At 63.3% G+C, this 26,364-nt stretch carries 19 protein-coding genes; 13 read left to right on the top strand and 6 right to left on the bottom strand.

The annotated features are described in order from the left end of the window. Positions 1-68: 68 nt before the first annotated feature. The 9 genes from LDZ28_RS07870 to LDZ28_RS07910 all read left to right on the top strand — a co-directional run bounded on the left by LDZ28_RS07870 (position 69) and on the right by LDZ28_RS07910 (position 10,954). Complete coding sequence (locus LDZ28_RS07870; RefSeq protein WP_244825383.1) at positions 69-2,573, top strand: acyl-CoA dehydrogenase; 2,505 nt, start codon at positions 69-71, stop codon at positions 2,571-2,573. A gap of 41 nt (positions 2,574-2,614) precedes the next feature. Then, positions 2,615-4,042: a 3-oxoacyl-ACP reductase gene (locus LDZ28_RS07875; protein WP_244825384.1), complete on the top strand. Its 1,428-nt coding sequence runs from the start codon at positions 2,615-2,617 to the stop codon at positions 4,040-4,042. 3 nt (positions 4,043-4,045) lie between these two features. Further along, positions 4,046-4,942, top strand: a complete 897-nt coding sequence (locus LDZ28_RS07880; RefSeq protein WP_244825385.1) for a MaoC/PaaZ C-terminal domain-containing protein — start codon at positions 4,046-4,048, stop codon at positions 4,940-4,942. Next, positions 4,939-6,246 carry an acetyl-CoA C-acetyltransferase gene (locus tag LDZ28_RS07885; protein WP_244825386.1) on the top strand — a complete coding sequence of 436 codons (1,308 nt, stop codon included), beginning with the start codon at positions 4,939-4,941 and terminating at the stop codon, positions 6,244-6,246. Before LDZ28_RS07880 ends, LDZ28_RS07885 begins: the two co-directional genes overlap by 4 nt. Positions 6,247-6,379: 133 nt before the next feature. Further along, positions 6,380-8,125 carry an AMP-binding protein gene (locus tag LDZ28_RS07890; protein WP_244825387.1) on the top strand — a complete coding sequence of 582 codons (1,746 nt, stop codon included), beginning with the start codon at positions 6,380-6,382 and terminating at the stop codon, positions 8,123-8,125. A gap of 25 nt (positions 8,126-8,150) precedes the next feature. Next, entirely contained in the window at positions 8,151-9,059 is a 909-nt protein-coding gene (locus tag LDZ28_RS07895; RefSeq protein WP_244825388.1) for a DUF1571 domain-containing protein, read from the top strand. Between the two features lie 191 nt (positions 9,060-9,250). After that, on the top strand, positions 9,251-9,496 hold the full coding sequence (locus LDZ28_RS07900) for a hypothetical protein (RefSeq protein WP_244825389.1): 246 nt from the start codon (positions 9,251-9,253) through the stop codon (positions 9,494-9,496). Positions 9,497-9,604: 108 nt separating this feature from the next. Then, complete coding sequence (surE, locus tag LDZ28_RS07905; protein ID WP_244825390.1) at positions 9,605-10,393, top strand: 5'/3'-nucleotidase SurE; 789 nt, start codon at positions 9,605-9,607, stop codon at positions 10,391-10,393. Positions 10,394-10,504: 111 nt separating this feature from the next. Next, positions 10,505-10,954 (top strand): DUF2147 domain-containing protein, encoded by a 450-nt coding sequence (locus LDZ28_RS07910; RefSeq protein WP_244825391.1) that lies wholly within the window; start codon positions 10,505-10,507, stop codon positions 10,952-10,954. Positions 10,955-11,055: 101 nt separating this feature from the next. Here LDZ28_RS07910 and LDZ28_RS07915 read toward each other — a convergent pair whose 3' ends face one another. The 6 genes from LDZ28_RS07915 to typA form a co-directional block, all read right to left on the bottom strand. Then, positions 11,056-11,427 carry a transposase gene (locus LDZ28_RS07915; RefSeq protein ID WP_244825392.1) on the bottom strand — a complete coding sequence of 124 codons (372 nt, stop codon included), beginning with the start codon at positions 11,425-11,427 and terminating at the stop codon, positions 11,056-11,058. 137 nt (positions 11,428-11,564) lie between these two features. Next, the gene (zapE, locus tag LDZ28_RS07920) at positions 11,565-12,662 is read right to left on the bottom strand and encodes a cell division protein ZapE (protein WP_244825393.1); all 1,098 of its coding nucleotides are present in this window, start codon (positions 12,660-12,662) and stop codon (positions 11,565-11,567) included. Positions 12,663-12,786: 124 nt separating this feature from the next. After that, positions 12,787-14,217 (bottom strand): dihydrolipoyl dehydrogenase, encoded by a 1,431-nt coding sequence (gene lpdA, locus LDZ28_RS07925; protein WP_244825394.1) that lies wholly within the window; start codon positions 14,215-14,217, stop codon positions 12,787-12,789. A 93-nt stretch (positions 14,218-14,310) separates the two neighbouring features. After that, positions 14,311-15,636, bottom strand: coding sequence for a 2-oxoglutarate dehydrogenase complex dihydrolipoyllysine-residue succinyltransferase (odhB, locus tag LDZ28_RS07930; RefSeq protein WP_244825395.1), 1,326 nt, complete (start codon positions 15,634-15,636; stop codon positions 14,311-14,313). 130 nt (positions 15,637-15,766) lie between these two features. Continuing rightward, positions 15,767-18,628, bottom strand: coding sequence for a 2-oxoglutarate dehydrogenase E1 component (locus LDZ28_RS07935; protein ID WP_244825396.1), 2,862 nt, complete (start codon positions 18,626-18,628; stop codon positions 15,767-15,769). A 342-nt stretch (positions 18,629-18,970) separates the two neighbouring features. Next, positions 18,971-20,797, bottom strand: a complete 1,827-nt coding sequence (gene typA, locus LDZ28_RS07940; protein ID WP_244825397.1) for a translational GTPase TypA — start codon at positions 20,795-20,797, stop codon at positions 18,971-18,973. 535 nt (positions 20,798-21,332) lie between these two features. On the opposite strand from typA, the gene LDZ28_RS07945 reads away from it, so the two are divergent. From LDZ28_RS07945 to LDZ28_RS07960, 4 genes are all read left to right on the top strand, one after another. Next, entirely contained in the window at positions 21,333-21,848 is a 516-nt protein-coding gene (locus tag LDZ28_RS07945) for a MarR family winged helix-turn-helix transcriptional regulator (RefSeq protein WP_244825398.1), read from the top strand. A gap of 75 nt (positions 21,849-21,923) precedes the next feature. Further along, positions 21,924-23,453, top strand: coding sequence for an efflux transporter outer membrane subunit (locus LDZ28_RS07950; RefSeq protein ID WP_244825399.1), 1,530 nt, complete (start codon positions 21,924-21,926; stop codon positions 23,451-23,453). Between the two features lie 64 nt (positions 23,454-23,517). Next, entirely contained in the window at positions 23,518-24,780 is a 1,263-nt protein-coding gene (locus tag LDZ28_RS07955) for an HlyD family efflux transporter periplasmic adaptor subunit (RefSeq protein WP_244825400.1), read from the top strand. A gap of 19 nt (positions 24,781-24,799) precedes the next feature. After that, the gene (locus LDZ28_RS07960) at positions 24,800-26,359 is read left to right on the top strand and encodes a DHA2 family efflux MFS transporter permease subunit (RefSeq protein WP_244825401.1); all 1,560 of its coding nucleotides are present in this window, start codon (positions 24,800-24,802) and stop codon (positions 26,357-26,359) included. Positions 26,360-26,364 lie beyond the last annotated feature (5 nt).

A 26,364-nucleotide genomic window follows, 5' to 3' on the forward strand; every position in this document is an offset into this window, starting at 1 on the left:
GGCGATGCCGACGCATTCGGCACGCCCCGTGCTGCTCCTCCGAACCACCGCCGCTTCGGAGACCCGTGATGCTCGCCCTCTTCGTCATCGCTTTCCTCCTTGTCGCTGGCGCGTTGACCTTCGTGCAAGCGCCTGCCGTCGCCTGGCTCGCGGCGCTCACGATCTGGGTCGCGGCGGGCGCATTCACCGGCATCGTCGGGCCGATAGTCACCGCGCTGCTGGCCATCGTCTTCGTGCTTCCGGCGCTTCTCCTCTCCATCAAGCCGTTGCGCCGCGTGCTCATCAGCCGGCGGGTGCTGGGCGTATTTCAAAAGATCCTGCCGCAGATGTCGGCCACCGAACGCGACGCCATCGAAGCGGGCACGGTCTGGTGGGACGCCGAACTCTTTTCCGGCCGCCCGCACTGGGACTCGCTCCTCGCTCACGGCGCGCCAAGACTCACGCCGGAAGAACAAAGCTTCGTCGACAACGAATGCACCCATCTCTGTGACATCGCCAACGACTGGGACACCACGACGATCTGGCAGGATCTGTCGCCGCAAGCCTGGGCCTTTATCAAGGAGAAGGGCTTTCTCGGCATGATCATTCCGAAGCAGTACGGCGGAAAGGCGTTCTCCGCTTACGCGCACTCGCAAGTCATCATGAAGCTGTCGACGCATTCGTCGGCGGCGGCGGTCTCGGTGATGGTGCCCAACTCGCTCGGACCCGCCGAATTGCTGCTGCATTACGGCACCGAGGAACAGAAGAACTACTACTTGCCACGCCTCGCGCGCGGCGATGAAATCCCCTGCTTCGCGCTGACGAGTCCGTATGCCGGCTCCGACGCCGCTGCGATTCCCGATGTCGGCGTCGTCTGCCGCGCGATGCACGAAGGCCGCGAGACGCTTGGCTTTCGCGTCACCTGGAACAAGCGCTACATCACGCTCGGACCGATCGCCACCGTGCTCGGACTTGCCTTTCGCGCGCTCGATCCCGACCGTCTGCTCGGCGGCAACGAAGCGCCCGGCATCACCTGCGCGCTCATTCCGACGACGCATCCCGGCGTGCATATCGGCAGACGTCACTGGCCGCTCAACGCCGTGTTCCAGAACGGCCCAAACTGGGGAACAGACGTTTTCATCCCGATGGAATGGGTTATCGGCGGACGCGAACAGGTCGGACGCGGCTGGCGCATGCTGATGGAATGTCTCGCGGCGGGCCGCGCAATATCGCTGCCGTCGTCGAATGTCGGCATGGCCAAACTCGCCGTGCGCGGCACCGGCGCCTATGCCGCCGCGCGCCGCCAGTTCCGGACGTCGATCGGACGCTTCGAGGGCATTCAGGAAGCGCTCGGCCGCATGGGCGGCAATCTGTACGTGATGGATGCGGCGCGCCGCCTGTCGGCACAGGCCGTCGATCTCGGCGAAAAGCCCTCGGTGATTTCGGCGATCGCCAAATATCACATCACCGAGCGCGCGCGCAAAGTGATCAACGACGGCATGGACGTGGTCGCGGGCAAGGGCATCTGCATGGGGCCGTCGAATTTTCTCGCGCGCGCGTATCAGCAGATGCCGATCTCGATCACCGTCGAAGGCGCGAACATTTTGACGCGCTGCCTGATCATCTTCGGACAGGGCGCGATTCGCTGTCATCCGTATGTGCTCAAGGAGATGGCGGCCACGCGCGAGCCCGACGCAAAACGCGCACTCACCGACTTCGACGCGGCCTTCTTCGGTCATGCGAGCTTTCTCGCGTCCAACGCGATCCGCAGCCTCGTCTACGCGCTCGGCGGCGGCATGTCGATCCGCAAACCCGCACAGGCCGACGCGCGCCTCGTCCCGTACTATCGCGCCGCGACACGCCTGTCGAGCGCGTTCGCCCTCTTCGCCGATATCTCGATGCTCGCGCTCGGCGGCGAGCTCAAGCGTCGCGAGCGCCTGTCCGCGCGCCTGGGCGACATCCTCGCGCAGCTTTATCTGATCTCCGCGACGCTCAAGCGCTTCGAGGACGACGGCCGCCCGCAAAGCGACCTGCCGCTCGTGCGCTGGGGCGTGGAGGACGCGCTGTATCAGGCGCGGCTCGCCTTCGACGGCTTGCTCGCCAACTATCCGAACCGTGCCGCCGCGGCCTTCTTGCGCGTCTTCGCTTTCCCGTTCGGCCTGCCGCACACGCCCAGCACGGACGCGCTCGGCAACGACGTCGCGCTCCTGATGCAGACGCCCGGCGATGCGCGCAGCCGCCTTGTCGAAGGCTCGCACGTGTCCGCGCTCAAGGACGATCCGATCGCGGTCGGCGAGAAATTGCTCGCGCTCACGCCCGCCGTCGTCGCACTCGAAGCGCGCCTGCGCGACGCCGTGAAATCCGGCAAGACCGCTCCTTTGCCGCAAAGCCCGGACGAGATCGAAGCGTGGGCGCGGCAGGCGACCGCGCTCGGATTGATCGATACGAGCGAGGCGGCTCTGCTCGAAGAATGGGCATCGCTCGCGCGCGAAGCCGTGAAAGTCGATGATTTTTCCGCAGACTTCGGTATCCTCGAAGCATTGCAAAAGCGCAGCGCCGAGATCGAGCAACAAATGCCCGAAACGATCGCCTGATTTCGAAGCACACCACGCTGCCGACGACCGCTCGCCAATCGATGAAAGACCGCTACCTCGACTTCGTCAATTCGCCCTTCGGCACGAGCATCGCCCGCTCGCTCGGGCTGCCGCGCCCCGAAGCGTTGCGCCGCCTGCGCGCAGGCGAAGCCGAGTTCGGCGGTATGGCGGCCATCGGCGCGGGACCGTCGCCGGCACTGTTCGACGACCTCCTCGCGGTGTTGTCCGGCATCGGCATGACGGGCATCGCGCATGACAGCGCGTCCGGATGGCTCGCCGTGGCAAGCCGTCAAGGCGCGATGAGCGGGCGTTTCGAGTCGCGCGCCACCGATTCCAGCCCCGCCAACCGCGTCCAAGCGCTGATCTTCGATGCCACCGGCATTGTCGAAAGCAGCGAGCTGCATGCGCTCTACGCCTTCTTCCACGACGCGCTGCGCTCGCTTGCCAGAAGCGGCCGAATCGTCGTGCTCGGCCGCCCGCCCGGCGCTTTGAGCGATCCGCGTGCGGCGACCGCGCAGCGCGCGCTCGAAGGTCTCACGCGCTCGCTCGGCAAGGAAGCGCGCAACGGCAGCACGGCGAATCTGCTGCGCGTGAGTCCGCAGGCTTCCATCGAAGGCGCGCTGCGCTTCTTTTTGTCGCCGCGTTCGGCGTATGTGTCGGGGCAAGCCGTGCATCTCGAAGGCGCGGCGCCCTCGCCCGCGAACTGGGCCGCGTCGCTCGCCGGAAAGCGCGCGCTCGTGACGGGCGCGGCGCGCGGCATCGGCGCATCGATTGCGGCGGTGCTCGCGGCGCACGGCGCCATCGTCACCGGGCTCGACGTGGCCGCCGCGCGCGACGCGCTCGATCAGACCATGCTCGGCATAGAAGACGCGTCACCTTCTAACGGCGCGCATACCGCGTTCTATGCCGATATCGCATCGCCCGAAGCGCCCGCCGAACTCGCGGCCGCGCTTGCGGCGTCGGGCGGCATCGATATCGTCGTGCATAACGCGGGCATCACGCGCGACAAGACCATCGCGCGCATGAGCGCAGAGATGTGGGACAGCGTGATCGACATCAATCTGCTCGCGCAGGAACGCATGGACGAAGCCCTGCTCGCGCAGAACGTGATCGGCGCGGGCGGGCGCATCGTCGCGGTGTCGTCGATCAGCGGCATTGCGGGCAATCGCGGCCAGACCAATTACGCCACCTCGAAAGCCGGCGTGATCGGGCGCGTGCAGAGCATGGCGCCGATACTGCGTGCACGCGGCATCACCATCAACGCGGTGGCGCCGGGCTTCATCGAAACGCAAATGACCGCGCGCATGCCATTCGGCGTGCGCGAGGCCGGACGAAGGCTCAACTCGATGGGCCAGGGCGGCTTGCCGGTCGATGTCGCCGAAACCGTGGCATGGCTCGCGAGTCCCGGCAGCGCGGGCGTGACCGGCCAGGTGGTGCGCGTCTGCGGCCAGAGCCTCGTCGGAGCCTGACGGATGCACGTCTCCACGATGCCCCGCCCGCGCACCGTCGTCGTCGATACGCTGCCGTCGCCCGCAAAGCTCTATGGCCGCCTGCTGCCGGGCCTGTTCCGGCGCGGCCACGCAACCGATCTGCCCGCGCTGCGCCTGATTCGCCCCGACGTGCGGCTCGACCCCGAACATATCGGCCGCTATGCGCGCGTATGCGGCTTCATCCCCGAGCACGGCGTACCGCTCACGTTCCCGCATGTGCTCGCGTTTCCGCTACATCTGATGATGCTTACCGATCCGTCGTTTCCCTGGTCGGCGCTCGGCGTCGTGCATCTGTCGAACAGCGTGCATCTGCGCCGGCCGCTGCTCGCGGGTCAGGGCTTGCGGATCGAAGTGGAATGCGGACCGCTCGTGCCGCATCCGAAAGGCCAGGCGTTCACGCTGCATACGCGCATCTACCGGCGCGGCGAGGCCGTGTGGGATGGCGACAGCGTCTATCTGAAACGCGGCGTGAAGACCGAAGCCACCGCGCCCGTCGCCGATGCCATCGAGACCAGTACGCCGCTCCTCGTACGCGAAGCGCGCTGGCAGCTTCCCGCGCAACTGGGCCGCGACTACGCGAAGGCTTCCGGCGACTTCAATCCCATTCACCTGCATGCGCTGAGCGCGAAGGCGTTCGGCTTTCAGCGCGCCATCGCGCACGGCATGTGGACGCTTGCGCGCACGCTCGCGGCGCTGCATCCGGTGAAGACGCTCGCATCCGGTCACGCGCACGGCGACTTCAAGCTGCCGCTCTTTCTTCCGGGCGACGCGACGCTGTGGAGCGCGGCGCCCTCGTCCACCGCACGCGCCTTCGAAGTGCGCGATCTCGCCGGCGACCGGCCGCATTTGCGCGGCGAGTTCGAATGGGAGCTGCCATGAGCACGTCTTCGAACCTCGGGCGCAGAGTCGCGATCATCGGCAGCAACCGGATTCCGTTCGCGCGTTCGAATACGGCTTACGCGACGGCATCGAATCAGGACATGCTGGCCTTCGCGCTGCAAGGCCTCGTCGATCGCTACGATCTGCACGGCCTGCGTCTCGGCGAGATCGCGGCGGGCGCGGTCGTCAAGCATTCGCGCGATTTCAATCTCACGCGCGAAGCCGCGCTCTCGACCACGCTGGCGAAGGAAACGCCCGCCTACGATGTTCAGCAGGCCTGCGCCACCGGCCTCGAAACGGTGATTCTGGTCGCCAACAAGATTGCGCTCGGACAGATCGACGTGGGTATTGCAGGCGGCGTGGATACGGCGTCGGACGCGCCCATCGGCGTGAACGAGCGCATGCGCAAGATTCTGCTCGAAGCCAATCGCAGCCGGACGGCGGGCCAGCGCGTGGGCGCGCTCGCGAAGCTGCGGCCCGGCATGTTCTTCAGGCCGACGCTGCCGCGTAACGCCGAGCCGCGCACCGGTCTTTCGATGGGCGAGCATTGCGAACTGATGGCCAAGCGCTGGAAGGTTTCGCGCGAAGCGCAGGACGCGCTCGCGCGGGAAAGTCATCTCAAGCTCGCGGCGGCGTACGAGCGCGGCTTCTTCAACGACCTGATGACGCCGTACAAAGGCCAGACGCGCGACAACACGCTGCGGCCCGAGGTTTCGCTCGATCAGCTCGCGCAACTGAAGCCTGTCTTCGATCGCGATGCGGGCACGCTCACCGCCGGCAACTCGACGCCGCTCACCGATGGCGCGTCGGCCGTGCTGCTCGCATCGGAACAATGGGCCGCCGAACGCGGCTTGCCGGTGCAGGCGTACTTGAGTTTGTCGGCATCGGCGGCAGTCGATTTCTTCGACAAGCGCGAAGGTCTCTTGATGGCGCCCGTCCACGCCGTCCCGCCGCTGCTTTCGCGCGCCGGCCTCGCCTTGCAGGACTTCGACTTTTACGAGATTCACGAAGCCTTCGCCGCGCAGGTGCTATGCACGCTCGCCGCATGGGAAGACCAAGAGTATTGCGAAACCGTGCTCGGACTCGGGCAGGCGCCAGGCGGCATCGACCGCGCGCGTCTGAACGTGAACGGCAGTTCGCTCGCGACCGGGCATCCGTTCGCGGCGACGGGCGGGCGCATCGTCGGCACGCTCGCGAAGATGTTGAGCCATGCGCCCGCTCGCGGCGATGGCCGTCCCACGCGCGGGCTGATCTCGATTTGCGCGGCGGGCGGACAAGGCATCGTCGCGATACTGGAACGCTGAAGCCGCGAGACGCTCGCGGCCCTCAACGCACGTAGCCGACGCAACGCGAGCACGAAGCACGAAGCACACAGCAGAACACAAAGCAGCATGACAAACATAAGGCGCATACAACCCGCGCCAACGGAGACAAACCATGAGTCCGGCACCGGCATCGCCGCGCGGGGCTGTCGAGCCGCATTGCACGGATGGCATTTGGCATGCCTCGTATCCGGCGGGCGTGCCGCGCGATATCGATCCGTCGCGTTACCGTTCGCTCACGCATTTCTTCGATCAAGCCGTCGAGCGCTTTCGCGATCGCGTCGCTTACGTGAGCCTCGGCTCCGAACTCACGTTCGGCGCGCTGCGCGATAAGGCGCTGGCGTTCGCTTCGTATTTGCAAGAACTCGGCGTCAAACCCGGCGATCGCGTCGCGCTCATGATGCCCAATTCGCTGCCCTATCCCGTGACGCTCTTCGGCGCGCTTGCGGCGGGCGCGATCGTCGTCAACGTGAATCCGCTCTATACGGCGCGCGAACTCGCGTATCAGTTGAAGGATTGCGGCGCGCAGACCATCGTCGTCGCGGAGCCTTTCGCGAAAACATTGCAGGACGCGCAGCACGGCACACGCATCCGCCATGTGATCGTGAGCACGCTCGGCGACTTGCTCGGCGACGGCCTCAACCTCAAGGGTCAGGCAATCGACTTTTTTCTGCGTCACGTCAAGAAGAGCGTGCCCGCGTACTCGCTACCCGAGGCGGTCGGCTTGCGGCAGGCACTCGCGCGCGGCGCCAGGCGCAAGTTCGAACCGGTGCGCATCGGGCACGGCGATATCGCCTTCATCCAATATACCGGCGGGACCACGGGCGTGGCGAAGGGCGCGATGCTCACGCACCGCAATGTCATCGCCAACGTGATGCAGGCGCTTGCGTGGGCGCGCGCGAGGCTCGTCGATGGCGCCGAAACGGTGGTCACGCCGCTGCCGCTCTATCACATCTATTCGCTGACGATGAATGCGCTCGTGTTCCTCGGCATCGGCGCGCGCAATGTGCTGATCGCCAATCCACGCGATCTCAGCACGTTCATGCGCGCGCTGCGCCGTGAGAACTTCACCGCGATCAGCGCGCTCAACACGCTCTACAACGCGCTGCTCGACAACGACGAATTCCGCGCGCGCGACTTCTCCGCGCTCAAGCTTGCGATGTCGGGCGGCATGGCCACGCAACGCGGCGTCGCCGAACGCTTCGCGAAGCTCACGGGCCTGTCGATCACCGAGGGTTACGGGCTCACAGAATGCTCGCCGCTCGTGTGCGCGAGTCCCATCGGTGTCGAAGACAACATGGCTTTCGATGGCAGCATCGGCCTGCCCGTGCCTTCCACGCTCGTGCGCATGCGCCGCGAAGACGGCGTATGGGCCGACATCGGCGAACGCGGCGAGCTTTGCGTGTGGGGCCCGCAAGTGATGAAAGGCTACTGGAATCGGCCTATCGAGACCGCGCGGATTATCGGCGCGGACGGCTGGCTCGCCACCGGCGACATCGGCGTAATGGACGCGCGCGGGTTCGTTCGTATCGTCGATCGCAAGAAGGACATGATGATCGTGTCCGGGTTCAACGTGTATCCGAACGAGGTCGAGGACGTGCTCGCGGCGCATCCGAAAGTGCATTCGACAGCGGCTATCGGCGTGCCCGACGCGGTGACGGGCGAACGCGTGAAGGTGTTCGTCGTGCGGCGCGACGCCACGCTCACCGTGGAAGAAGTCCTCGCCTTCGCCCGTTTACATCTGACCGGCTACAAGATGCCGGCGTTCGTGGAGTTTCGGGATTCTCTGCCGCTTTCGACCATCGGCAAGGTTTTGCGACGCGAATTACGCGATGCTGAACGCGCGAAGCTTAAGGAGTAGCATCACTGGTCCAATCGGAGAACTCATGCCGCCAGTGCCGCCAGTGCCGTCAGTGCAATTGCGCCGCATCACGAACTGGCGGCTCGCCTATGCGAGCCTGTGTTTTCTGCTGCTCGCGATGTTCGCGCTGTTCGAATCGCACGCGTACGCACAGGTTGGCGCGGACCGCGTCGCCACGCTCGATGCCGATCAGCAGGTTGCGTGGCTGACCAGCGCGGCGGCGAGCGGCGAGCTTGCGGCGCTCGACGACGAGCAACTCGTCGCACTCTTCCAGTCGCTCGATCCTCACACGCTGCCGCGTTACTTGAGCGCGGGCACGCACCGCTTTGCATCGTGCGAATTCACCATGTGGCGGCGCGAACGCGTGAAGGGAAAATGGCCGAAGCGCGCCGATCACATGCTCGTGCGCGTGACGCGCGAACCGCTGCGCATCTACGCCAAATGGTTGCCCGACGGCGCGCATGCGGGCCAGGAGATCATCTACGACGATTCGACGCGTCCTCGTGAGCTATACGGGCATCTGGGCGGGCTGTTCGGCGTGGTGCCCATGTGGACGAAGATCGACGGCGCCTTTGCGCGCGCGCAGTCGAATCATTCGATCCGCGAACTCAGCATCGACGCCATTACGCAGCGTTTCATCGACGAAGGCCGCCGCTTCATCGAAGCGGGCATCACGCGGCCGGCCAGCGTCGATGTGCGGACCATCGACGGTGTGCGCGTCGTCGCCCTCACCTACGATACGCCGAGCGGCCAGCCCGACTTCTACGCCAAGCGCGAAGTGCTCGGTCTCGATCTGACGCGTCCGCTTTTGCGCAGCATCGAATCGTTCGATAACGACGGCGAGCAGTTCGAAAGCATCGTGCTCGAACGCATCGATCCCAAGCCCTTCGACGACCTGACGTTCGACCCGAAAAATCCCGACTATCGCTTCTGATGGCGGCGCTCTGAAGTGCTCGCTGACTTGACGACACACGCTGTAACGAGCGCGATTTCCCGGCATCGGTTAATTTTAAGTTTCGCCTAAGAATCGGCTTCTAACCTTGCCGGACTTCATCGACATCAACGTCGGCTGCCGGATGTCACCGGCGCCCAGAATCGTCATGTAACAACCAAGGAGTTCGGTCCATGAACCTCCGTTTAGCTTCCGCTTCGGCGCCCGTGCGGGCCATCAAACGGCTGCTCAGCCATCACGAAATCGCCACGCTGCTTTTGCTTTTGCACGCGCCGATCGACGCCATGGCCGCGACGCCGGATGTCGCTTCGTTGCAGGAATATGGCTACGTCGAAATCGTGTCTCCCGAAGCGGGCGCACCGAAAGTCCGGCTGACCGAAGACGGCAATGCCGTATTGCGCGGGTTGGGCGTTCGCTAAAGACGCGCGCTTGGCACGCGCTTGGCACGCGCTTGACACTCATTCGGCGTCGCGATCTCTGTAATAATCGGTTGATCTCATTCACAACCGACCAAGGAGTGATTCGCGATGTCCGCTACTGAACCCATCGTTCAACGTGTGCTGCTGACCAACGACGACGGCATCGACGCCCCCGGCCTTGCCGTGCTCGAAGCCGTCGCCCGCGAAATCGCGCACGAAGTCTGGGTGATCGCACCCGAGCACGATCAGAGCGGCACGTCGCACTCCATCAGTCTTCATTCGCCGTTGCGCGTGTCGCGTCAGGGCGAACGGCGCTTCGGCGTGCAAGGCACACCCGGCGACTGCGTCGTGATGGCCGCGCGCCATCTCATGAAAGACGCGCCGCCCGATCTCGTGCTTTCCGGCATCAATCGCGGTGCAAATCTTGGCGTCGAGACCATGTTTTCCGGCACGGTCGGCGCAGCCATGACAGGCTTGCTGCTCGGCTTGCCGTCCATCGCGTTGAGCCAGACATTTTCAGATCGCGACAACGTGCGCTGGGACACGGCGAGCGCGCTCGCGCCCGGCGTGATCCGTCAGTTGCTCGCCATCTCACACGACGCGCCGACGTGTCTCAACATCAATTTCCCCGATTGCGATGCAGAAGCCGCCGGTCCGCTTACCGTGACGCGGCAAGGCGTCGGGCTCGTGGAAGGTATCGACGTCATCGCGGAAGTCGACCTCCGCGGTCTCGATTACTACTGGCTACGCTTTCAACGCGGCGCACGTGAGAATGCGCCCGACAGCGAGACGGCGAACGTGGCGGCCCGACGCATTGCGGTGACGCCGCTCAATTTCGATCGCACCGACGCCCGCACCTTCGCCACGCTCGAAGCCGGCTTGCGCGGCGCACGGTAGCGCGTTGTTGGCTAGAACGTTTCCTCTCAGACGCAGATACGGCTTTCTCGTATGCTGACGCGACCCGCCGTACCAGCGCGCGGGATGACGATTAGAAAAAGGAGACACCCTATGAAGCGTGCGATCAGCCGCGCATGCGCCGCTGCGCTCTTCGCGTTGTCGGCGGCAAGCGCATTTGCGCAAGCGCCTACGCCCGTTGGCACATGGCAGACTATCGACGATGCCACGGGCAAGCCGAAGGCGATCATTCAGATCGTCGACGACGGCAGCGGCCAGTTGTCGGGACGCGTGGTGCGCGGCATCGGCGAATTCGATCATCCGGAGCGGCGCTGCACGGCCTGCACCGACGAGCGGCGCGATCAACTGGTGAAAGGCATGACCATCATCACCGGTCTCAGGCAGAACGGCGACACCTGGGAAGACGGGCAGATTCTCGACCCTGAAAACGGCAAGCTCTACAAGTGCAAGATGAAGCTCGAGGACGGCGGACAGAAACTCGTGGTGCGCGGGTATATCGGCGTGTCGCTCCTGGGGCGCTCGCAGACATGGTTGCGTCAGTGATCTCGCTCAAATGAAAAAACCGGCCAAGGCCGGTTTTCGTTTTGCATCCTCTTTGCAGACGCTTTGCAGACGCTTTGCAGACGCTTCGCACGTGGCCGATGTCACGCAGCGCGGCGTTCCGCTTCGACGCTTTCTTCCATGAGCGATGGAAGCTCCGCCGGAACGCGCATGCGAGAAGTCATCAACGCGTAAAGGGACTCGCCCGCCGGGCCGAACAACTGCGTCATCACGCGCAGCAGCACGCCCGATTCGTGCCACGCCTTGAAGCGCCGGTGACACGTCTGATACGACGGGTATTTGCGCGGCATGGTGGACCACGACGCGCCGCTATACATGACCCAGAGCACGCCATTTAGCACGGCGCGGGTGTTGGCGAGCGGCCGACCGCGCAATTCGGAACGCGGCCTCAGCTCGGGGAGCAATGGCGCCACCATTTGCCATTCTTCGTCGGACATGTCGCGGTAGGGCTTCACGTTAATTTCTCCAATTTGCTGTACCCGGCAACGATACCGAGCGCACCAAAGCGGGGAAATAAGAGTCCTCCTAATCTTGAAAAAGCCCGACAAGCCTTACGCCAATTGGCTGAACGGCTATTTTTGGTTTCTCGGTATTAGGTCAGTGAGATATCCGATAGACGGCGCGGCGACTCCAGATATTCCTTCGACTGCATTTCCACGATGCGCGATACCGTGCGCGCGAATTCATTGGCCATCGGTCCTTCCACGTACAGGTCTTCGGCGGGCACCGCCGCCGACATCAGCAGCTTGACCTTGTGGTCGTAGAACACGTCGATGAGCCACGTAAAGCGACGCGCTTCCGATGCCATGCGCGGTGACATCTGCGGCACGTCCGACAGAATCACGGCGTGAAAGCGGCTCGCGAGTTCGAGGTAATCGTTCTGCGAACGCGGTCCGCCGCACAAGGTCGCGAAATCGAACCAGACGACGCCGTCCGCGCGACGCAGGGCCTTGAGCTCGCGCTTCTCGATATGCAGCAGCGGACTTTCGTCCGGCACGGCGGCGAGCTTCGCGAAGTCGTCGCGCAAGGCTTTATCCGCGGCTGCGCCGAGCGGCGTGTGATAGGCCTGTACGGTCGAAAGCGTCAGTCTGCGATAGTCGGTGCCGGCATCGACATTCAGGACGTCGAGATGCTTCTTGATGAGCTCGATAGCCGGCAGCAGCCTGTCGCGATGCAGGCCTTCCGGGTACAACGTGTCCGGCTCGTAATTGGACGTCATCACGAACTGCACGCCGTTGGTGAAGAGGCGATCGAGCAGGCGATAAAGAATCATCGCGTCGGCGATATCGGAGACGTGGAACTCGTCGAAGCAGATCAGCCGGTAACGCTTCGCGATGCGCCGCGCGAGTTCGTCGAGCGGATCGGCCTGGCCCTTGAGGTCTTCCAGTTCGCGATGCACCTCGCGCATGAACTCGTGAAAATGCAAACGCGTCTTGCGCTGCACCGGCACGACCGCATAGAAGCTGTCCATCAGAAAGCTCTTGCCGCGCCCGACGCCGCCCCAAAGGTACACGCCGCGCGGCAGCTCCGGATGCACGAGAAACTTCATGATTGCGTTCGAGCGGCGCGACTTATAGGAGATCCATTCGTCGTAACAGCGCTGCAGCCGCGCGACCGCCGCGAGCTGCGCCTCGTCCGATCGATAGCCCCGCGTGCGCAGCTCGTTTTCGTAGTATTCGGTGACGTTCATGATGCGGCTTGTAGCGCTGATGCCGTTGAATGTGACGAAGGCGAACGGTTTGATCCGCTCGCCTTCGTTGCGATGCCGGCCGAGCCGGGCCGAGTCCGGCCGGGTCCTTCCAGACCCGGGGAACTTACATGTTCAGCGCGCGTTTATCGACTGCGAGCGCCGCTTCGCGCATGACTTCGGAAAGCGACGGATGCGGATGGCAAATGCGGCCGATGTCTTCGGCGGCCGCCTTGAACTCCATCGCCACCACGGCTTCCGCGATCAGGTCCGACGCGTCGGCCGCGATGATATGCACGCCGAGAATCTCGTCGGTCTTCGCGTCCGCGATCATCTTGACGAAGCCATCCGCACGGCCGATACCCAATGCGCGGCCATTGGCCATCATCGGGAACTGGCCGGACTTGAACTCGCGCCCTTCCGCCTTGAGCTGCTGCTCGGTCTTGCCGACCCACGCGATTTCCGGTTCCGTGTAGATGACCCACGGAATGCAGTTGTAGTCGATATGCGGCTTCTGACCGTCGATGATCTCCGCCACCGCCACGCCTTCGTCTTCCGCCTTGTGCGCGAGCATCGGGCCGCGCACCACGTCGCCGATTGCGTACACGTTCGGCACGGCGGTCGCGCAGTGTTCGTCCACGTCGATGAAACCGCGCTCGTTGGCCTTCAGGCCGATTGCTTCCAGACCGAGATTGTCCGTGTTCGGCACGCGGCCGATGGACACGATCAGGCGGTCCGCTTCCAGCGTCTTTGCATTACCCGTGCTGTCCGTGTACGCGATGGAAACGCCGCTCTCCGTGGTCTTCACTTCGCCGATCTTCACGCCGAGGTGAATGTCGAGGCCCTGCTTCTTGAATTGCTTCGCGGCTTCACGCGCGAGCGCTTCGTCCGCTGCGCCGAGGAACTGCGGCAGCGCTTCGAGCACGGTCACGTCCGCGCCGAGACGGCGCCACACCGAACCCAGTTCCAGACCGATCACGCCCGCACCGATCACGGCGAGCTTCTTCGGCACGGCGTCGAAGGACAACGCGCCTTCGTTGTCGGCGACGATCTTGTTGTCGACCGGAATATTCGGCAGATGACGCGCCTTCGAACCCGTGGCGATGATCACGTTCTTCGCCGTGACCGTTTCCGTTTCGCCTTCGCCCGACACTTCGATCTGCACGCCGGCCTCGGTCTTGCCGGCGAACTTGCCGTGACCCTTGAGCCACGTGATCTTGTTCTTGCGGAACAGGAACTCGATGCCCTTCGTCATCTTCTCGACGATGCCGTCCTTGCGCGCGAGCATCTTCGAGACATCGAGCTTCACGTCCGACACGCTGATGCCGTGATCGCCCAGATGCTTCGCCGTGTTCTCGAACTCTTCCGACGACGCGAGCAGCGCCTTCGACGGAATGCAGCCCACGTTCAGACACGTACCGCCGAGCTTGAGCGTGCCCGCCGGATTCTTCCACTTCTCGATACACGCAACCGACTTGCCGAGCTGCGCTGCGCGAATGGCCGCGATATAGCCACCGGGGCCCGCGCCGATCACGACGACATCAAATTCCTTGGACATGACTTTCCCTTGATATGACTCCGCTCATGCGGAGACGCCCTTCACGGTGCGCGCGAGCCTATCGCGCGCACCAGGGCAACATGCGTTCTACGCTTACAGGTCGAGCAGCAGACGAGCCGGATCTTCCAGCGCGTCCTTCATGGCGACGAGCGACAGCACGGCCTCGCGGCCGTCGATGATGCGGTGATCGTAAGACAGCGCCAGATAGTTCATCGGGCGGATCACGATCTGGCCGTTTTCCACCACGGCGCGTTCCTTCGTGGCGTGCACGCCGAGAATCGCGGACTGCGGCGGGTTGATGATAGGCGTCGACAGCATGGAGCCGAACACGCCGCCATTCGAGATGGAGAACGTGCCGCCCGTCATTTCGTCGATGGACAGCTTGCCGTCCTTCGCCTTCTGACCGAATTCGGCGATCTTCTTTTCGATGTCGGCGAGGCTCATCTGATCTGCATTACGCAGAATGGGCACGACGAGACCACGCGGCGAACCGACCGCGATACCGATGTCGAAGTAACCGTGATAGACGATATCGTTACCGTCGATCGACGCGTTTACGAGCGGGAACTTCTTCAGGGCGTGCACGGCGGCCTTCACGAAGAACGACATGAAGCCGAGCTTCACGCCATGTTCCTTTTCGAAGCGGTCCTTGTACTTGTTGCGCAGATCCATGACCGGCGCCATGTTGACTTCGTTGAACGTCGTCAGGATGGCGTTGGTCTGCTGCGATTCGAGCAGACGCTCGGCGATACGCGCACGCAGACGCGACATCGGCACGCGTTGTTCCGGGCGATCCTTGAGCCACTGATCCGCCGATGCGGGCGCCTTCACGTCCGGCAGCGACGGCTTCGCGGCGCGTGCGGCAGCCGGAGCCGGTGCGGTGGCGGGTGCCGGAGCAGCAGCCTTGGCGGGCGCGGCAGCGGAGGATGCCGAAGCGCTGAGTGCATCGCCCTTCGTGATGCGGCCGTCGCGGCCGGAGCCTGCAACCTGGTCCGCGGATACGCCCTTCTCGGCCAGAATCTTCGTGGCCGAAGGCGATGCGGCACCGCCCGTGGCTTGCGCCGAACCTTGCGCGGCCGCCGGAGCAGCAGCCGATGCGGCGGCAGGCTCGGCTTCGGGCGCCGGTTTCACTTCCGCGTCGCCAGCGGCGGCGGCCGCCGGTGCTTCACCGGCCTTGGCTTCGGTGTCGATCTTCGCGATAATTTCATCGGCGGCGACGATATCGCCGTCATGCTTGATGACTTGCGCCAGCACGCCGGCGGACGGTGCGGGCACTTCGAGCACGACCTTGTCGGTCTCGATTTCGATGAGGATTTCGTCCTGGGCGACAGCCTCGCCCGGCTTCTTCTTCCACTGCAGCATGGTCGCTTCTGAAACCGACTCCGAAAGCTGGGGAACCTTGACTTCTACGATAGCCATTTCTGTTTTGTCCTGATACGTGTCTGTATGAATGCGAGCGACGCGATGCACGGCGACCTGACGCCGCATTCGATGCGCGTTTCGCGTACGGGACCGGCGAGCCTTGCCCGCGCGGTCCCGTCAAGCCGTGTTACTTCGCGATCACCTGCGCGCCCTTGAGGCGGCCGAACGCGCCTTCCACGAGCGCCTTCTGTTGCTCGTAGTGCTTCGCGTAATAACCGACCGCGGGCGAAGCCGAAGCCGGACGGCCGCTATATGCGAGCTTCATGCCGTCCTTCATGCCTTCACGCAGATGGTGCTCGATGTAGAACCAGGCGCCCTGGTTCTGCGGCTCGTCCTGCACCCAGACCACTTCGGTCGCGTTCTCGTATTTCTTGAGTTCCGCGTCGAACTGCTTGTGCGCGAACGGATAGAGCTGCTCGATACGCACGATGGCGACGTCGTTGCTCTTCGCTTCGCGGCGATGCGCGACGATGTCGTAATACACGCGGCCCGAGCAGACGACCACGCGCTTGACCTTCTTCGCGTCGATGGCTTCGTCCACTTCGCCGATGACCGGCTGGAACGAACCCTTCGCCAGTTCCGACAGGTCCGACACGGCTTCCTTGTGACGCAGAAGCGACTTCGGCGTGGCGATGATCAGCGGCTTTCTGAACAAGCGGATCATCTGGCGGCGCAACAGATGGAAGATTTGCGCCGGCGTGGTGGGCTGCACCACTTGCATGTTGTGATCCGCGCACAACTGCAGGAAACGTTCGATACGTGCCGACGAGTGCTCCGGACCTTGACCTTCGTAGCCGTGCGGCAGCAGCATGGTGAGACCCGAGACGCGGCCCCATTTCACTTCGCCCGACGAGATGAACTGGTCGATCACGACCTGCGCGCCGTTCACGAAGTCGCCGAACTGCGCTTCCCACGCGACGAACGTGTTCGGCTCGGCGGTCGAATAACCGTATTCGAAACCGAGCACGGCTTCTTCGGACAACACGGAGTCGATCACCGAGAACTTGGCCTGACCTTCGGCGATGTTCTGCAGCGGAATGTACGTGCCGTCGTTCCAGCGTTCGCGGTTCTGATCGTGCAGCACCGCGTGACGGTGCGTGAACGTGCCGCGGCCCGAGTCCTGACCCGTCAGACGCACCGCATAACCCGAAGCGACCAGCGACGCGAACGCGAGATGCTCGCCCATGCCCCAGTCGAGCTTGGCTTCGCCACGGCCCATGGCGCGGCGATCGTTGATCACGCGCTCGACGAGCGGATGCACCTTGAAGTTTTCCGGGATCGTGGTGATGCGCTCGGCCAGCCGCTTGAGTTCGGCGAGCGGCACGGCGGTGTCGGCCGCGTCGGTCCACTTGCGATTCAGGAACGGCACCCAGTCGACCGCGTACTTGCTCTTATAGTTCGAGAGCACCGGGTCGATGGTGTGGTGACCTTCGTCCATTGCCGTACGGTACGCCTTGACGTATTCGTCCGCGACTTCGGGCGTGATGACGCCTTGCTGCACGAGCTTTTCGGCATACAGCGCGCGCGTGCCCGGATGCTTGGCAATGGTCTTGTACATCAGCGGCTGCGTGACCGCCGGCGTGTCCTGCTCGTTGTGGCCGAGCTTGCGGAAGCAGACGATATCGACGACCACGTCCTTATGGAACTTCGTGCGGAAGTCGATGGCGAGCTGCGTGGCGAGCACCACGGCTTCGGGATCGTCGCCGTTCACGTGCAGCACCGGCGCTTCGATCATCTTGACGACGTCCGAGCAGTACAGCGTCGAGCGCGAGTCGCGCGGGTCCGAGGTCGTGAAACCGATCTGATTGTTGATGACGATATGCAGCGTGCCGTGCGTGCCGTAGCCGCGCGTCTGCGCGAGATTCAGCGTTTCCATCACGACGCCCTGGCCCGCGAAAGCGGCGTCGCCGTGAATCTGCACCGGCAGCACTTGCAGGCCTTCTTCGTCGCCACGGCGATCCATCCGCGCCTTCGCCGACCCTTCGACCACCGGGTTCACGATTTCCAGATGCGACGGGTTGAACGCGAGCGACAGGTGAACCGGGCCGCCATCGGTCGAGACGTCCGACGAGAAACCCTTGTGATACTTGACGTCGCCAGCCGGCAGGTCATCGACGTGCTTGCCTTCGAATTCGGCGAAGAGGTCGGCGGGCATCTTGCCGAGCGTATTGACCAGCACGTTCAGACGCCCGCGGTGCGCCATGCCGATGACGATTTCCTGCACGCCGTTCGCGCCTGCGTGACGGACGACTTCGTCCATCGACGCGATGAAGCTCTCGCCGCCTTCCAGCGAGAAGCGCTTCTGACCGACGTACTTGGTGTGCAGGAAACGCTCGAGGCCTTCGGCGGCCGTCAGGCGATTCAGGATGTGCTTCTTCTTGTCGTTCGAGAAGTTGGGCGTCGAACGCGTCGACTCGAGCTTCTCTTTCCACCAGCGCTTTTGTTCAGGGTCGCTGATGTACATGTATTCGGCGCCGATCTTGCCGCAATACGTGTCACGCAATGCCTTGACGATCTCGCGCAGGCTCGCGCGCTCGAAACCGAAATACAGGTTCGTGGCGCTGAACGTCTGGTCCATGTCGGCTTCGGTGAAGTCGTAGAACGCAGGTTCGAGTTCAGGAATATGCGGACGCTCGCGGCGCTTGAGCGGATCGAGGTCGGCCAGTTGCGAGCCGAGGAAGCGATATGCGCCGATCAGTGACTGGACGTAGACCTGCTTGCGCGCGGTGGCGAGATCTTCGCCGCCGCCTTCACGAGGAACGAAGGCGTTGGACTTCGCGCGCTGCGCAAAGGATTCGACGATAGGGCCGTGAGCCACGTCGCTCTGAGCCGTGCCGTCGGATGCTGGCACGTTCTGAAGCGCGTCGAAATAGGTGCGCCAGGTCTCGGGGACCGACGCCGGGTTGTCTAGATATTGCTCGTACAGTTCTTCTACGTACGGAGCGTTACCGCCGAACAAATAGGAGTTCGACTGGAATTGCTTCATCATTTTACGCTCACCTTTCTTCGAGTTTCTCGAGGAAGTGCGGGTTAAGAAACCTTCCGCGCCACGGCCTGACCGTTTAGCGGATTGCGCGAATCAAGTCTGCTTGGAAGGACCTAAAAAGCGACAGCTAATCCGATTAGCATAGCACAGAACCAATCGTCATATGACAGGTGGTCGCACCTTGGAGCCTCGGCTTCGCCCTTCTGTAACGCAGATGTGCGGGCATTCGCGCGATAAGCAAGCGATGTTATTGCGCGCGCGTCGGCAGCGCTTTCGGAAGCTTTAGCGATGAGATAAAAAAAGCCGCCGGAAGGCGGCTTTGTCACATGCATGCGAACGAACGCATTAGTCGGTTGCGCCTTCACGGCTCGCGCGACGACGCTCGTGTTCCTTCAGATGACGCTTGCGCAGGCGGATGGACTGCGGCGTCACCTCGACGAGTTCGTCGTCGTCGATGAACTCGACCGCGTATTCCAGCGACAGCTGAACCGGCGGCACGAGACGCACGGCTTCGTCCGTACCCGATGCGCGCACGTTGGTAAGCTGCTTACCCTTGATCGGGTTCACGACCAGGTCGTTGTCGCGGCTATGGATACCGATGATCATGCCTTCGTACAGCGCGTCGCCCGGCGTCACGAACATGCGGCCGCGATCCTGCAGCTTCCACAGTGCATAGGCGACAGCGGCGCCATCGTCTTGCGAGATCAGCACGCCGTTGCGACGTTCGCCGACCGAACCTTCCTTCACCGGCGAGTACGAGTCGAACGTATGGCTCATCAGACCCGTGCCGCGCGTAAGCGTCAGGAATTCGCTCTGGAAACCGATCAGACCGCGCGCCGAAATCTTGTATTCGAGACGCGTACGGCCACGGCCGTCGGACGTCATGTCGAGCATTTCGCCCTTGCGACGGCCGAGTTCTTCCATCACGCCACCCTGATGCTGGTCTTCGATATCGACCGTCAGGTTTTCATACGGCTCGTGCTTCACGCCGTCGATTTCCTGCAGCACCACGCGCGGACGCGACACGGCGAGTTCGTAACCTTCACGGCGCATGTTCTCGACCAGAATGGTCAGATGCAGTTCGCCGCGACCCGACACTTCGAACGTGGTTTCGTCGCCCGTGTCTTTCACGCGCAGCGCCACGTTGTGGTTCAGTTCCTTCGTGAGACGGTCGCGAATCTGGCGGCTCGTCACGAACTTGCCTTCCTTGCCCGCGAGCGGCGACGAGTTCACGAGGAAGTTCATCGTGAGCGTGGGTTCGTCGACGGTGATCATGGGCAGCGCTTCGGGATTTTCCGGCGCGCAGATGGTCACGCCGATACCGATTTCCTCGATACCGTTGATCAGCACGATGTCGCCTGCTTGCGCTTCTTCGACCTGCACGCGCTCGAGGCCGTGGAACGACAGCACCTGATTGATCTTGCGATTGATGATCGCGCCGTCCGGACCCGAACGCACGGCCACTTGCATGCCCGGGCGAATACGGCCGCGCGCCACGCGACCCACGCCGATACGGCCGACATACGAGTTGTAGTCGAGCGAAGTGATCTGCAGTTGCAGGGGACCATCTGGGTCCGACGGGCGCACCGGCACGTGTTCCAGAATGGCTTCGAAGAGCGGACGCATGGTGCCTTCGCGCACTTCGGGGTCGAGACCGGCATAGCCGTTCAGGCCCGACGCGTAGACGATCGGGAAGTCGAGTTGCTCTTCGGTCGCGCCCAGCTTGTCGAACAGATCGAACGTCTGGTTAATTACCCAGTCGATACGCGCGCCCGGACGGTCCACCTTGTTGATGACGACGATGGGCTTAAGCCCGAGCGCGAGCGCCTTCTTGGTCACGAAGCGCGTTTGCGGCATCGGGCCTTCGACGGCGTCGACGAGCAACAGCACGGAATCGACCATGGAGAGCACACGCTCCACTTCACCGCCGAAGTCGGCGTGTCCCGGCGTGTCGACGATATTGATGTGCGTGCCTTCGTATTCGACCGCGCAATTCTTCGCCAGGATCGTGATGCCACGTTCTTTTTCGATGTCGTTCGAGTCCATGACCCGTTCCGCGACCTGTTGGTTTTCCCGGAACGTGCCCGATTGACGGAGCAACTGGTCGACGAGCGTGGTCTTGCCGTGGTCGACGTGGGCGATGATTGCGATATTGCGTAGGGCGCGAGTCATAGAAGGTATCTTGGTTATGCGCCGTCGAAGCAGGCCTGAGTCCATCCAGAACATTCTGGATAAGGAGGCGTCGTGGCTCGGCAGGCCGTCTTTGACGCAATGCTGTTCCGACTGAGCTTGTCCGGCAGCGCGCAAGTTCCTTGTGCGCTGCATTCCGTCCGGCTTATGTCTTTCGGACGTAGTTCTTGTACTTCGCGGGTACTTCGTCTTGTACTTCGCGGGTACTTGGCTCGTTACTTCGCTTGTTACTTCGGACGGCTCGTCAGTCGGCGCAGTTGCATGTGAATCACGGTCCCGGCGCGGTGAGAACCGTAAATTATAGCACGCACGGAAGTCACTTTCTGACAATAGGCCGCGACCCGTAATTGCGATGTTGCGCCGCCGCCGCGTCAGCTATGTGAAAAACGCTCTCGGCTTAGTGCGGCGGGCCGCCCCGGCCGATTATTAAGCGTTCCTGGAAAAGATTCTTGCAGCGACATGTTGCCCTACCTATAATACTGCCTAGTCAATTATTGCGACCGCACAAGAATTTACAATGAGTGAGGCTCCGAAACCCGCTGGCATCGGCGATTACGTCCTGAGCGAAAGCGTGGGCTACCTCATCAGCCGGGTGCGCTCGACCATGTGGAACATGGTGACGCAGCACACCTCCTCCGAGCTCGGCATTACCGGAACGCAGGCGAGCATTATGTTCATGCTGGCGGTGGGCAAATGCGCGACGGCGGCGGATATTGCACGTGAGTACGGTATCGACGCAAGCGCGGTCACGCGTCTGATCGACCGGCTGGAGAAGCGCGGCCTGCTGTCGCGCGTGCGCAGCGAGGCGGACCGGCGCGTGGTTCGACTTGCGCTCACCGAAGACGGCCGCGTGATGGCCGAACAAGTGCCCGCCATCTTCACGAGCGTCCTGGACAATCTTCTTGCAGGCTTCACGCCCGAAGAAGTCGGCTTTCTCAAGAGCATGCTGCGACGCGTACTGGCAAACTCGTGCGACTCCGCCGCAGCCCTCGCGTTGAGCGCAAACGACAAGCCCGCGACGTCATTGCGATGACAAGCAAATCCGCCGCTGCGGCGCAAAAAAATGATTGCAACGTCCATCTTTAATTCTCATCTCAAGAGACGAGCGATGAAACACCTATCCTTGCCGGCGCTCCGAGGCATCGGGCTGCCGGGAAGCGCGAAGACCGCGTTGGCGGCCGCCGCTGCCGCGCTGGCAATCGCCGGATGCGCGAACTATTCGGGCATTTCGAGCGACAAGACGATCGCCACACCCGACAATTACAGCGCCACGCAAAGCGTGCCGGGACAAGGCGGCCAGTGGCCGTCGCTCGACTGGGCAAAGCAGTTCGGCGACCCGCAATTGCCGCAACTCATCGACGAAGCGCTCGCGGACAATCCGAGCATTGCGCAGGCGCAATCGCGAATTGCAAAGGCATCGTCGTATATCGAAACCTCGCGTTCGGCGCTGTCGCCTAAGGTCAACGGTTCGTATTCGTGGACTCGCGAGCTCTACTCCGCCAACGCGCTGTTTCCGCCGCCCTACGGTGGAACGTGGTTCAGCGAGAACAACGTGCTTGCCAGCGCGTCTTGGGATCTCGACCTCTGGGGCAAGAATCGCGCGCGTCTGAATCAAGCGGTCTCGCTGGAAAAGGCGGCCGAGGCCGACATGCAGCAGGCGCGCGTCACGCTCGCGGCGTCGGTGGCGCGCACGTATAACCAGCTTGCGTTGCTTTACGCACTGCGCGATGTCACCCAGCGCGAGATTTCGAATCGCGAGAACGTGGGCCGCATCACCAACGGACGCGTGACCGCCGGTCTCGATACCAACGTGGAACGCCGCACCGCCGAAGGCAACACCGCGACGAGCCAGACCAACCTCAGCGAACTCGACGGCCAAATCGAGTCGGTGCGCTATCAGCTCGCGGCGCTGTTGGGCAAGGGTCCGGATCGCGGCCTGCAGATCGCCAATCCGGTGATCAATTCGAACGTCACCGTCGCGCTGCCCGACAACGTGCCCGCCGACCTCGTCGCGCGCCGTCCGGACATCGTCGCGGCACGCTGGCAGGTCGAGTCGGCGACGCACAACATCAAGGAAGCGAAGGCCGAGTTCTTCCCGGACATCAACCTCGCCGCGGGCTTCGGTTTCGACGCGTTCGGCTGGGGCCGCTTCCTCACTTCGAGCAGCCGTCAGGTCCAGGCCGGTCCGGCCATCCATCTGCCGATCTTCGATGCCGGCGCACTGCGCGCCCAGTTGAAGGGCCGTTATGCCGACTTCGAAGGCGACGTCGCCAACTACAATCAGACGCTCATCAACGCGATGAACGACGTGGCGACCAATATCTCGGCCATCCGCTCGCTCGACCGTCAGATGGGCGACGCCCAAAGCGCGCTCGCGGCGGCGTCGAACGCCTACGAGCTCGCGGTGATCCGCTACAAGGCCGGGCTGTCGCCGCAACTGCAAGTGCTGACGGCCGACCAGAACCGCCTCGCCAACGAGCAGACCGTGACCAATCTGCGCTTGAGGCGCAGCGACCTGCAGATCGCGCTGATCAAATCGCTCGGCGGCGGATTCGACGCGACCGATTCGAATCTCGCGATCGACGGCAGCGGACAGCCCAAGGGCACGCAACAGACGGCAAGCCAACCGGCGCAGTAGAACTGAGCCGCGCCCAAGTACAAGAACACGCATCAAGATAAATACGAAACATTCGGAGCCTTCAATGAGCGACCCTCAACAAAACGCCGCCGCAGCCGCCGCCGCTCCCGCGCCCAAGCAGCGCAACGGCAAACGCCGCGTGCTCATGACGCTGATCGTGCTCGTCGTCATCATCGCCGCCGTGGCTTACGGCCTGTACTACTTCCTCGTCGCGCGCTTTCACGAGTCCACCGACGACGCCTACGTGAACGGCAACGTCGTGCAAATCACGCCGCAAGTGGTCGGCACGGTCATTTCGGTGAATGCGGACGATACCCAGACGGTGAAGGTCGGCGACCCGCTCGTCGCGCTCGATCCCGCCGACTCGAAGGTCGCGCTCGATCAGGCGGAAGCGAATCTCGCGCAGACCGTGCGTCAGGTACGCACCTTCTTCGTCAACAACAACCAGTACGAAGCGCAGATCGCGCTGCGTCGCTCCGACCTCTCGCGTGCCCAGGACGATTTGCGCCGCCGCATGACGGTCGCGCAAACGGGCGCGGTATCGCTGGAAGAAATCTCGCACGCTCGCGACGCCGTGCGCGGCGCGCAGGCGGCGCTCGATTCGGCCCAGCAGGAACTCGCGTCGAACCGTTCGCTGACCTCGAACACGACGATCGCGGATCACCCGAACGTGCTCGCCGCCGCCGCCAAGGTGCGCGACGCGTACATCAACTACGCGCGCAACACGCTGCCCGCGCCGGTGACGGGTTATGTCGCGAAGCGTTCGGTGCAGGTCGGCCAACGCGTGGCGCCGGGCAATCCGCTGATGGCCATCGTGCCGCTCAACGGCGTGTGGGTCGATGCCAACTTCAAGGAAGTGCAGCTCAAGCACATGCGCATTGGCCAGCCGGTCGATCTGACGGCCGACCTGTACGGTTCGAGCGTGGTCTATCACGGCAAGGTCGTCGGCTTCTCGGCCGGCACGGGTTCGGCCTTCTCGCTTTTGCCCGCCCAGAACGCGACCGGTAACTGGATCAAGGTGGTGCAACGGCTGCCGGTGCGTATCGCGCTCGATCCGAAGGAACTGGAGCAGCATCCGTTGCGTATCGGCCTGTCGATGGATGTCGACGTGACCATCAAGGATGAACAAGGCGGCCAGCTCGGCCAGGCGCCGAACACGGTTTATCAGACCAACGTGTTCGACAAGTACGGCGATCAGGCCGATCAGGAAATCGCGCGCATCATCCAGCAGAACGCGGGCAATGGTCCGCAGGCTTCGTCGGGCGCTTCGTCCTCGCGCGGCAACGGCGCGGCGGCGAAGTCCGCCTCGGCCGCCAAGCTGATGTAAGCGGACACGGACCTCATCGATGTCTCAAGCCAACGTCGTTCATCCGCCGCTGACGGGCGGGAAGCTCGTCATCGGGACGATCGCCGTGTCGCTCGCCGTGTTCATGAACGTGCTCGACACGTCGATCGCGAACGTCTCGATTCCGTCGATCTCGGGCGATCTCGGTGTCTCGTCCGATCAGGGCACGTGGGTCATCACGTCGTTCGCGGTCGCCAACGCCATCTCAGTGCCGCTCACCGGCTGGCTCACGCAGCGCATCGGGCAAGTGAAGCTGTTTCTCGGCTCGATCATTCTCTTCGTGATCGCTTCATGGCTGTGCGGACTCGCGCCGACGCTGCCCTTCCTGCTCGCCGCGCGCGTGCTGCAAGGCGCGGTCGCCGGCCCGATGATCCCGCTGTCGCAAACGCTCCTGCTCGCGAGCTACCCGCGCGAGAAAGCGCCCATCGCGTTATCCATGTGGTCGATGACCACGCTCATTGCGCCTGTCGCCGGGCCGATTCTCGGCGGCTGGATCTCGGACAACATCTCATGGCCGTGGATCTTCTACGTGAACATTCCGGTCGGCTTCATTGCGGCCATCGCGACGTTCATGATTTTCCGCGACCGCGATTCGGCCATCCGTAAAGCGCCCATCGATTCGGTCGGGCTCGGCTTGCTCGTAGTCTGGGTCGGCTCGCTGCAGATCATGCTCGACAAGGGAAAGGATCTCGACTGGTTCAATTCGACGACCATCGTCGTGCTCGCGCTGGTCGCGGTGATCGCGTTCGCGTTCTTCATCGTGTGGGAGCTGACGGCGGAGCATCCGGTCGTCGATCTGTCGTTGTTCGCGCTGCGCAACTTCTCGGGCGGGACCATCGCGCTCTCGGTCGGCTATGGGCTCTACTTTGGCAATCTCGTGTTGTTGCCGCTATGGCTGCAAACGGTGATCGGCTACACGGCCACCGACGCCGGGCTCGTGATGGCGCCCGTCGGATTGTTCGCGGTACTGCTCTCGCCGATCACGGGCAAATTCCTGCCGCGCACCGATCCGCGCCGGATTGCAACCGCCGCGTTCCTCGTGTTCGCGCTGTGCTTCTGGATGCGTTCGCGCTACACCACGGGCGTCGATACCTGGTCGCTCACGCTGCCCACGCTGATTCAGGGTATCGCGATGGCGGGCTTCTTCATTCCGCTGGTGTCGATCACGCTGTCGGGTTTGCCGGGGCATCGCATTCCGGCGGCGTCGGGCTTGTCGAACTTCGTGCGGATCATGTGCGGCGGTATCGGCACGTCGATTTTTTCGACGGCCTGGGAGCATCGGTCGATCGTTCATCACGTGCAACTGGTGGAGCAGGCGAATTCGTTCAATCCGAACTTCACCAATTCGATGCAGCAGATGGGCGCAATCGGCTATTCGCACGATCAGACTTACGGTCTATTCAACAGCATGGCGACGCAGCAGGCCGCGCAGCTCGGCGTGAACGACATGTTCTATATCTCGGCGGGGATTTTCGTCGCGCTGATCGCATTGATCTGGATCACGAAGCCCGAACGCTCCGGCGGCGGAGATTCAGCGGCGGCGGCATCGGCGGCGCATTGATCGTT

Source organism: Caballeronia sp. TF1N1 (assembly GCF_022878925.1).
GTDB lineage: Bacteria > Pseudomonadota > Gammaproteobacteria > Burkholderiales > Burkholderiaceae > Caballeronia.

What these genes read in the sequence shown, in the direction of transcription:
- LDZ28_RS07880 (WP_244825385.1), top strand. Translation starts at nt 4,046, where the DNA reads ATGCACGTCTCCACGATGCCCCGCCCGCGCACCGTCGTCGTCGATACG.
- LDZ28_RS07945 (WP_244825398.1), top strand. Translation starts at nt 21,333, where the DNA reads ATGAGTGAGGCTCCGAAACCCGCTGGCATCGGCGATTACGTCCTGAGC.
- LDZ28_RS07890 (WP_244825387.1), top strand. Translation starts at nt 6,380, where the DNA reads ATGAGTCCGGCACCGGCATCGCCGCGCGGGGCTGTCGAGCCGCATTGC.
- LDZ28_RS07875 (WP_244825384.1), top strand. Translation starts at nt 2,615, where the DNA reads ATGAAAGACCGCTACCTCGACTTCGTCAATTCGCCCTTCGGCACGAGC.
- LDZ28_RS07900 (WP_244825389.1), top strand. Translation starts at nt 9,251, where the DNA reads ATGAACCTCCGTTTAGCTTCCGCTTCGGCGCCCGTGCGGGCCATCAAA.
- LDZ28_RS07960 (WP_244825401.1), top strand. Translation starts at nt 24,800, where the DNA reads ATGTCTCAAGCCAACGTCGTTCATCCGCCGCTGACGGGCGGGAAGCTC.
- zapE (WP_244825393.1), bottom strand. Translation starts at nt 12,662, where the DNA reads ATGAACGTCACCGAATACTACGAAAACGAGCTGCGCACGCGGGGCTAT.
- LDZ28_RS07870 (WP_244825383.1), top strand. Translation starts at nt 69, where the DNA reads ATGCTCGCCCTCTTCGTCATCGCTTTCCTCCTTGTCGCTGGCGCGTTG.
- odhB (WP_244825395.1), bottom strand. Translation starts at nt 15,636, where the DNA reads ATGGCTATCGTAGAAGTCAAGGTTCCCCAGCTTTCGGAGTCGGTTTCA.
- surE (WP_244825390.1), top strand. Translation starts at nt 9,605, where the DNA reads ATGTCCGCTACTGAACCCATCGTTCAACGTGTGCTGCTGACCAACGAC.
- LDZ28_RS07885 (WP_244825386.1), top strand. Translation starts at nt 4,939, where the DNA reads ATGAGCACGTCTTCGAACCTCGGGCGCAGAGTCGCGATCATCGGCAGC.
- LDZ28_RS07910 (WP_244825391.1), top strand. Translation starts at nt 10,505, where the DNA reads ATGAAGCGTGCGATCAGCCGCGCATGCGCCGCTGCGCTCTTCGCGTTG.
- LDZ28_RS07935 (WP_244825396.1), bottom strand. Translation starts at nt 18,628, where the DNA reads ATGATGAAGCAATTCCAGTCGAACTCCTATTTGTTCGGCGGTAACGCT.
- LDZ28_RS07895 (WP_244825388.1), top strand. Translation starts at nt 8,151, where the DNA reads ATGCCGCCAGTGCCGCCAGTGCCGTCAGTGCAATTGCGCCGCATCACG.
- LDZ28_RS07955 (WP_244825400.1), top strand. Translation starts at nt 23,518, where the DNA reads ATGAGCGACCCTCAACAAAACGCCGCCGCAGCCGCCGCCGCTCCCGCG.
- LDZ28_RS07950 (WP_244825399.1), top strand. Translation starts at nt 21,924, where the DNA reads ATGAAACACCTATCCTTGCCGGCGCTCCGAGGCATCGGGCTGCCGGGA.
- typA (WP_244825397.1), bottom strand. Translation starts at nt 20,797, where the DNA reads ATGACTCGCGCCCTACGCAATATCGCAATCATCGCCCACGTCGACCAC.
- lpdA (WP_244825394.1), bottom strand. Translation starts at nt 14,217, where the DNA reads ATGTCCAAGGAATTTGATGTCGTCGTGATCGGCGCGGGCCCCGGTGGC.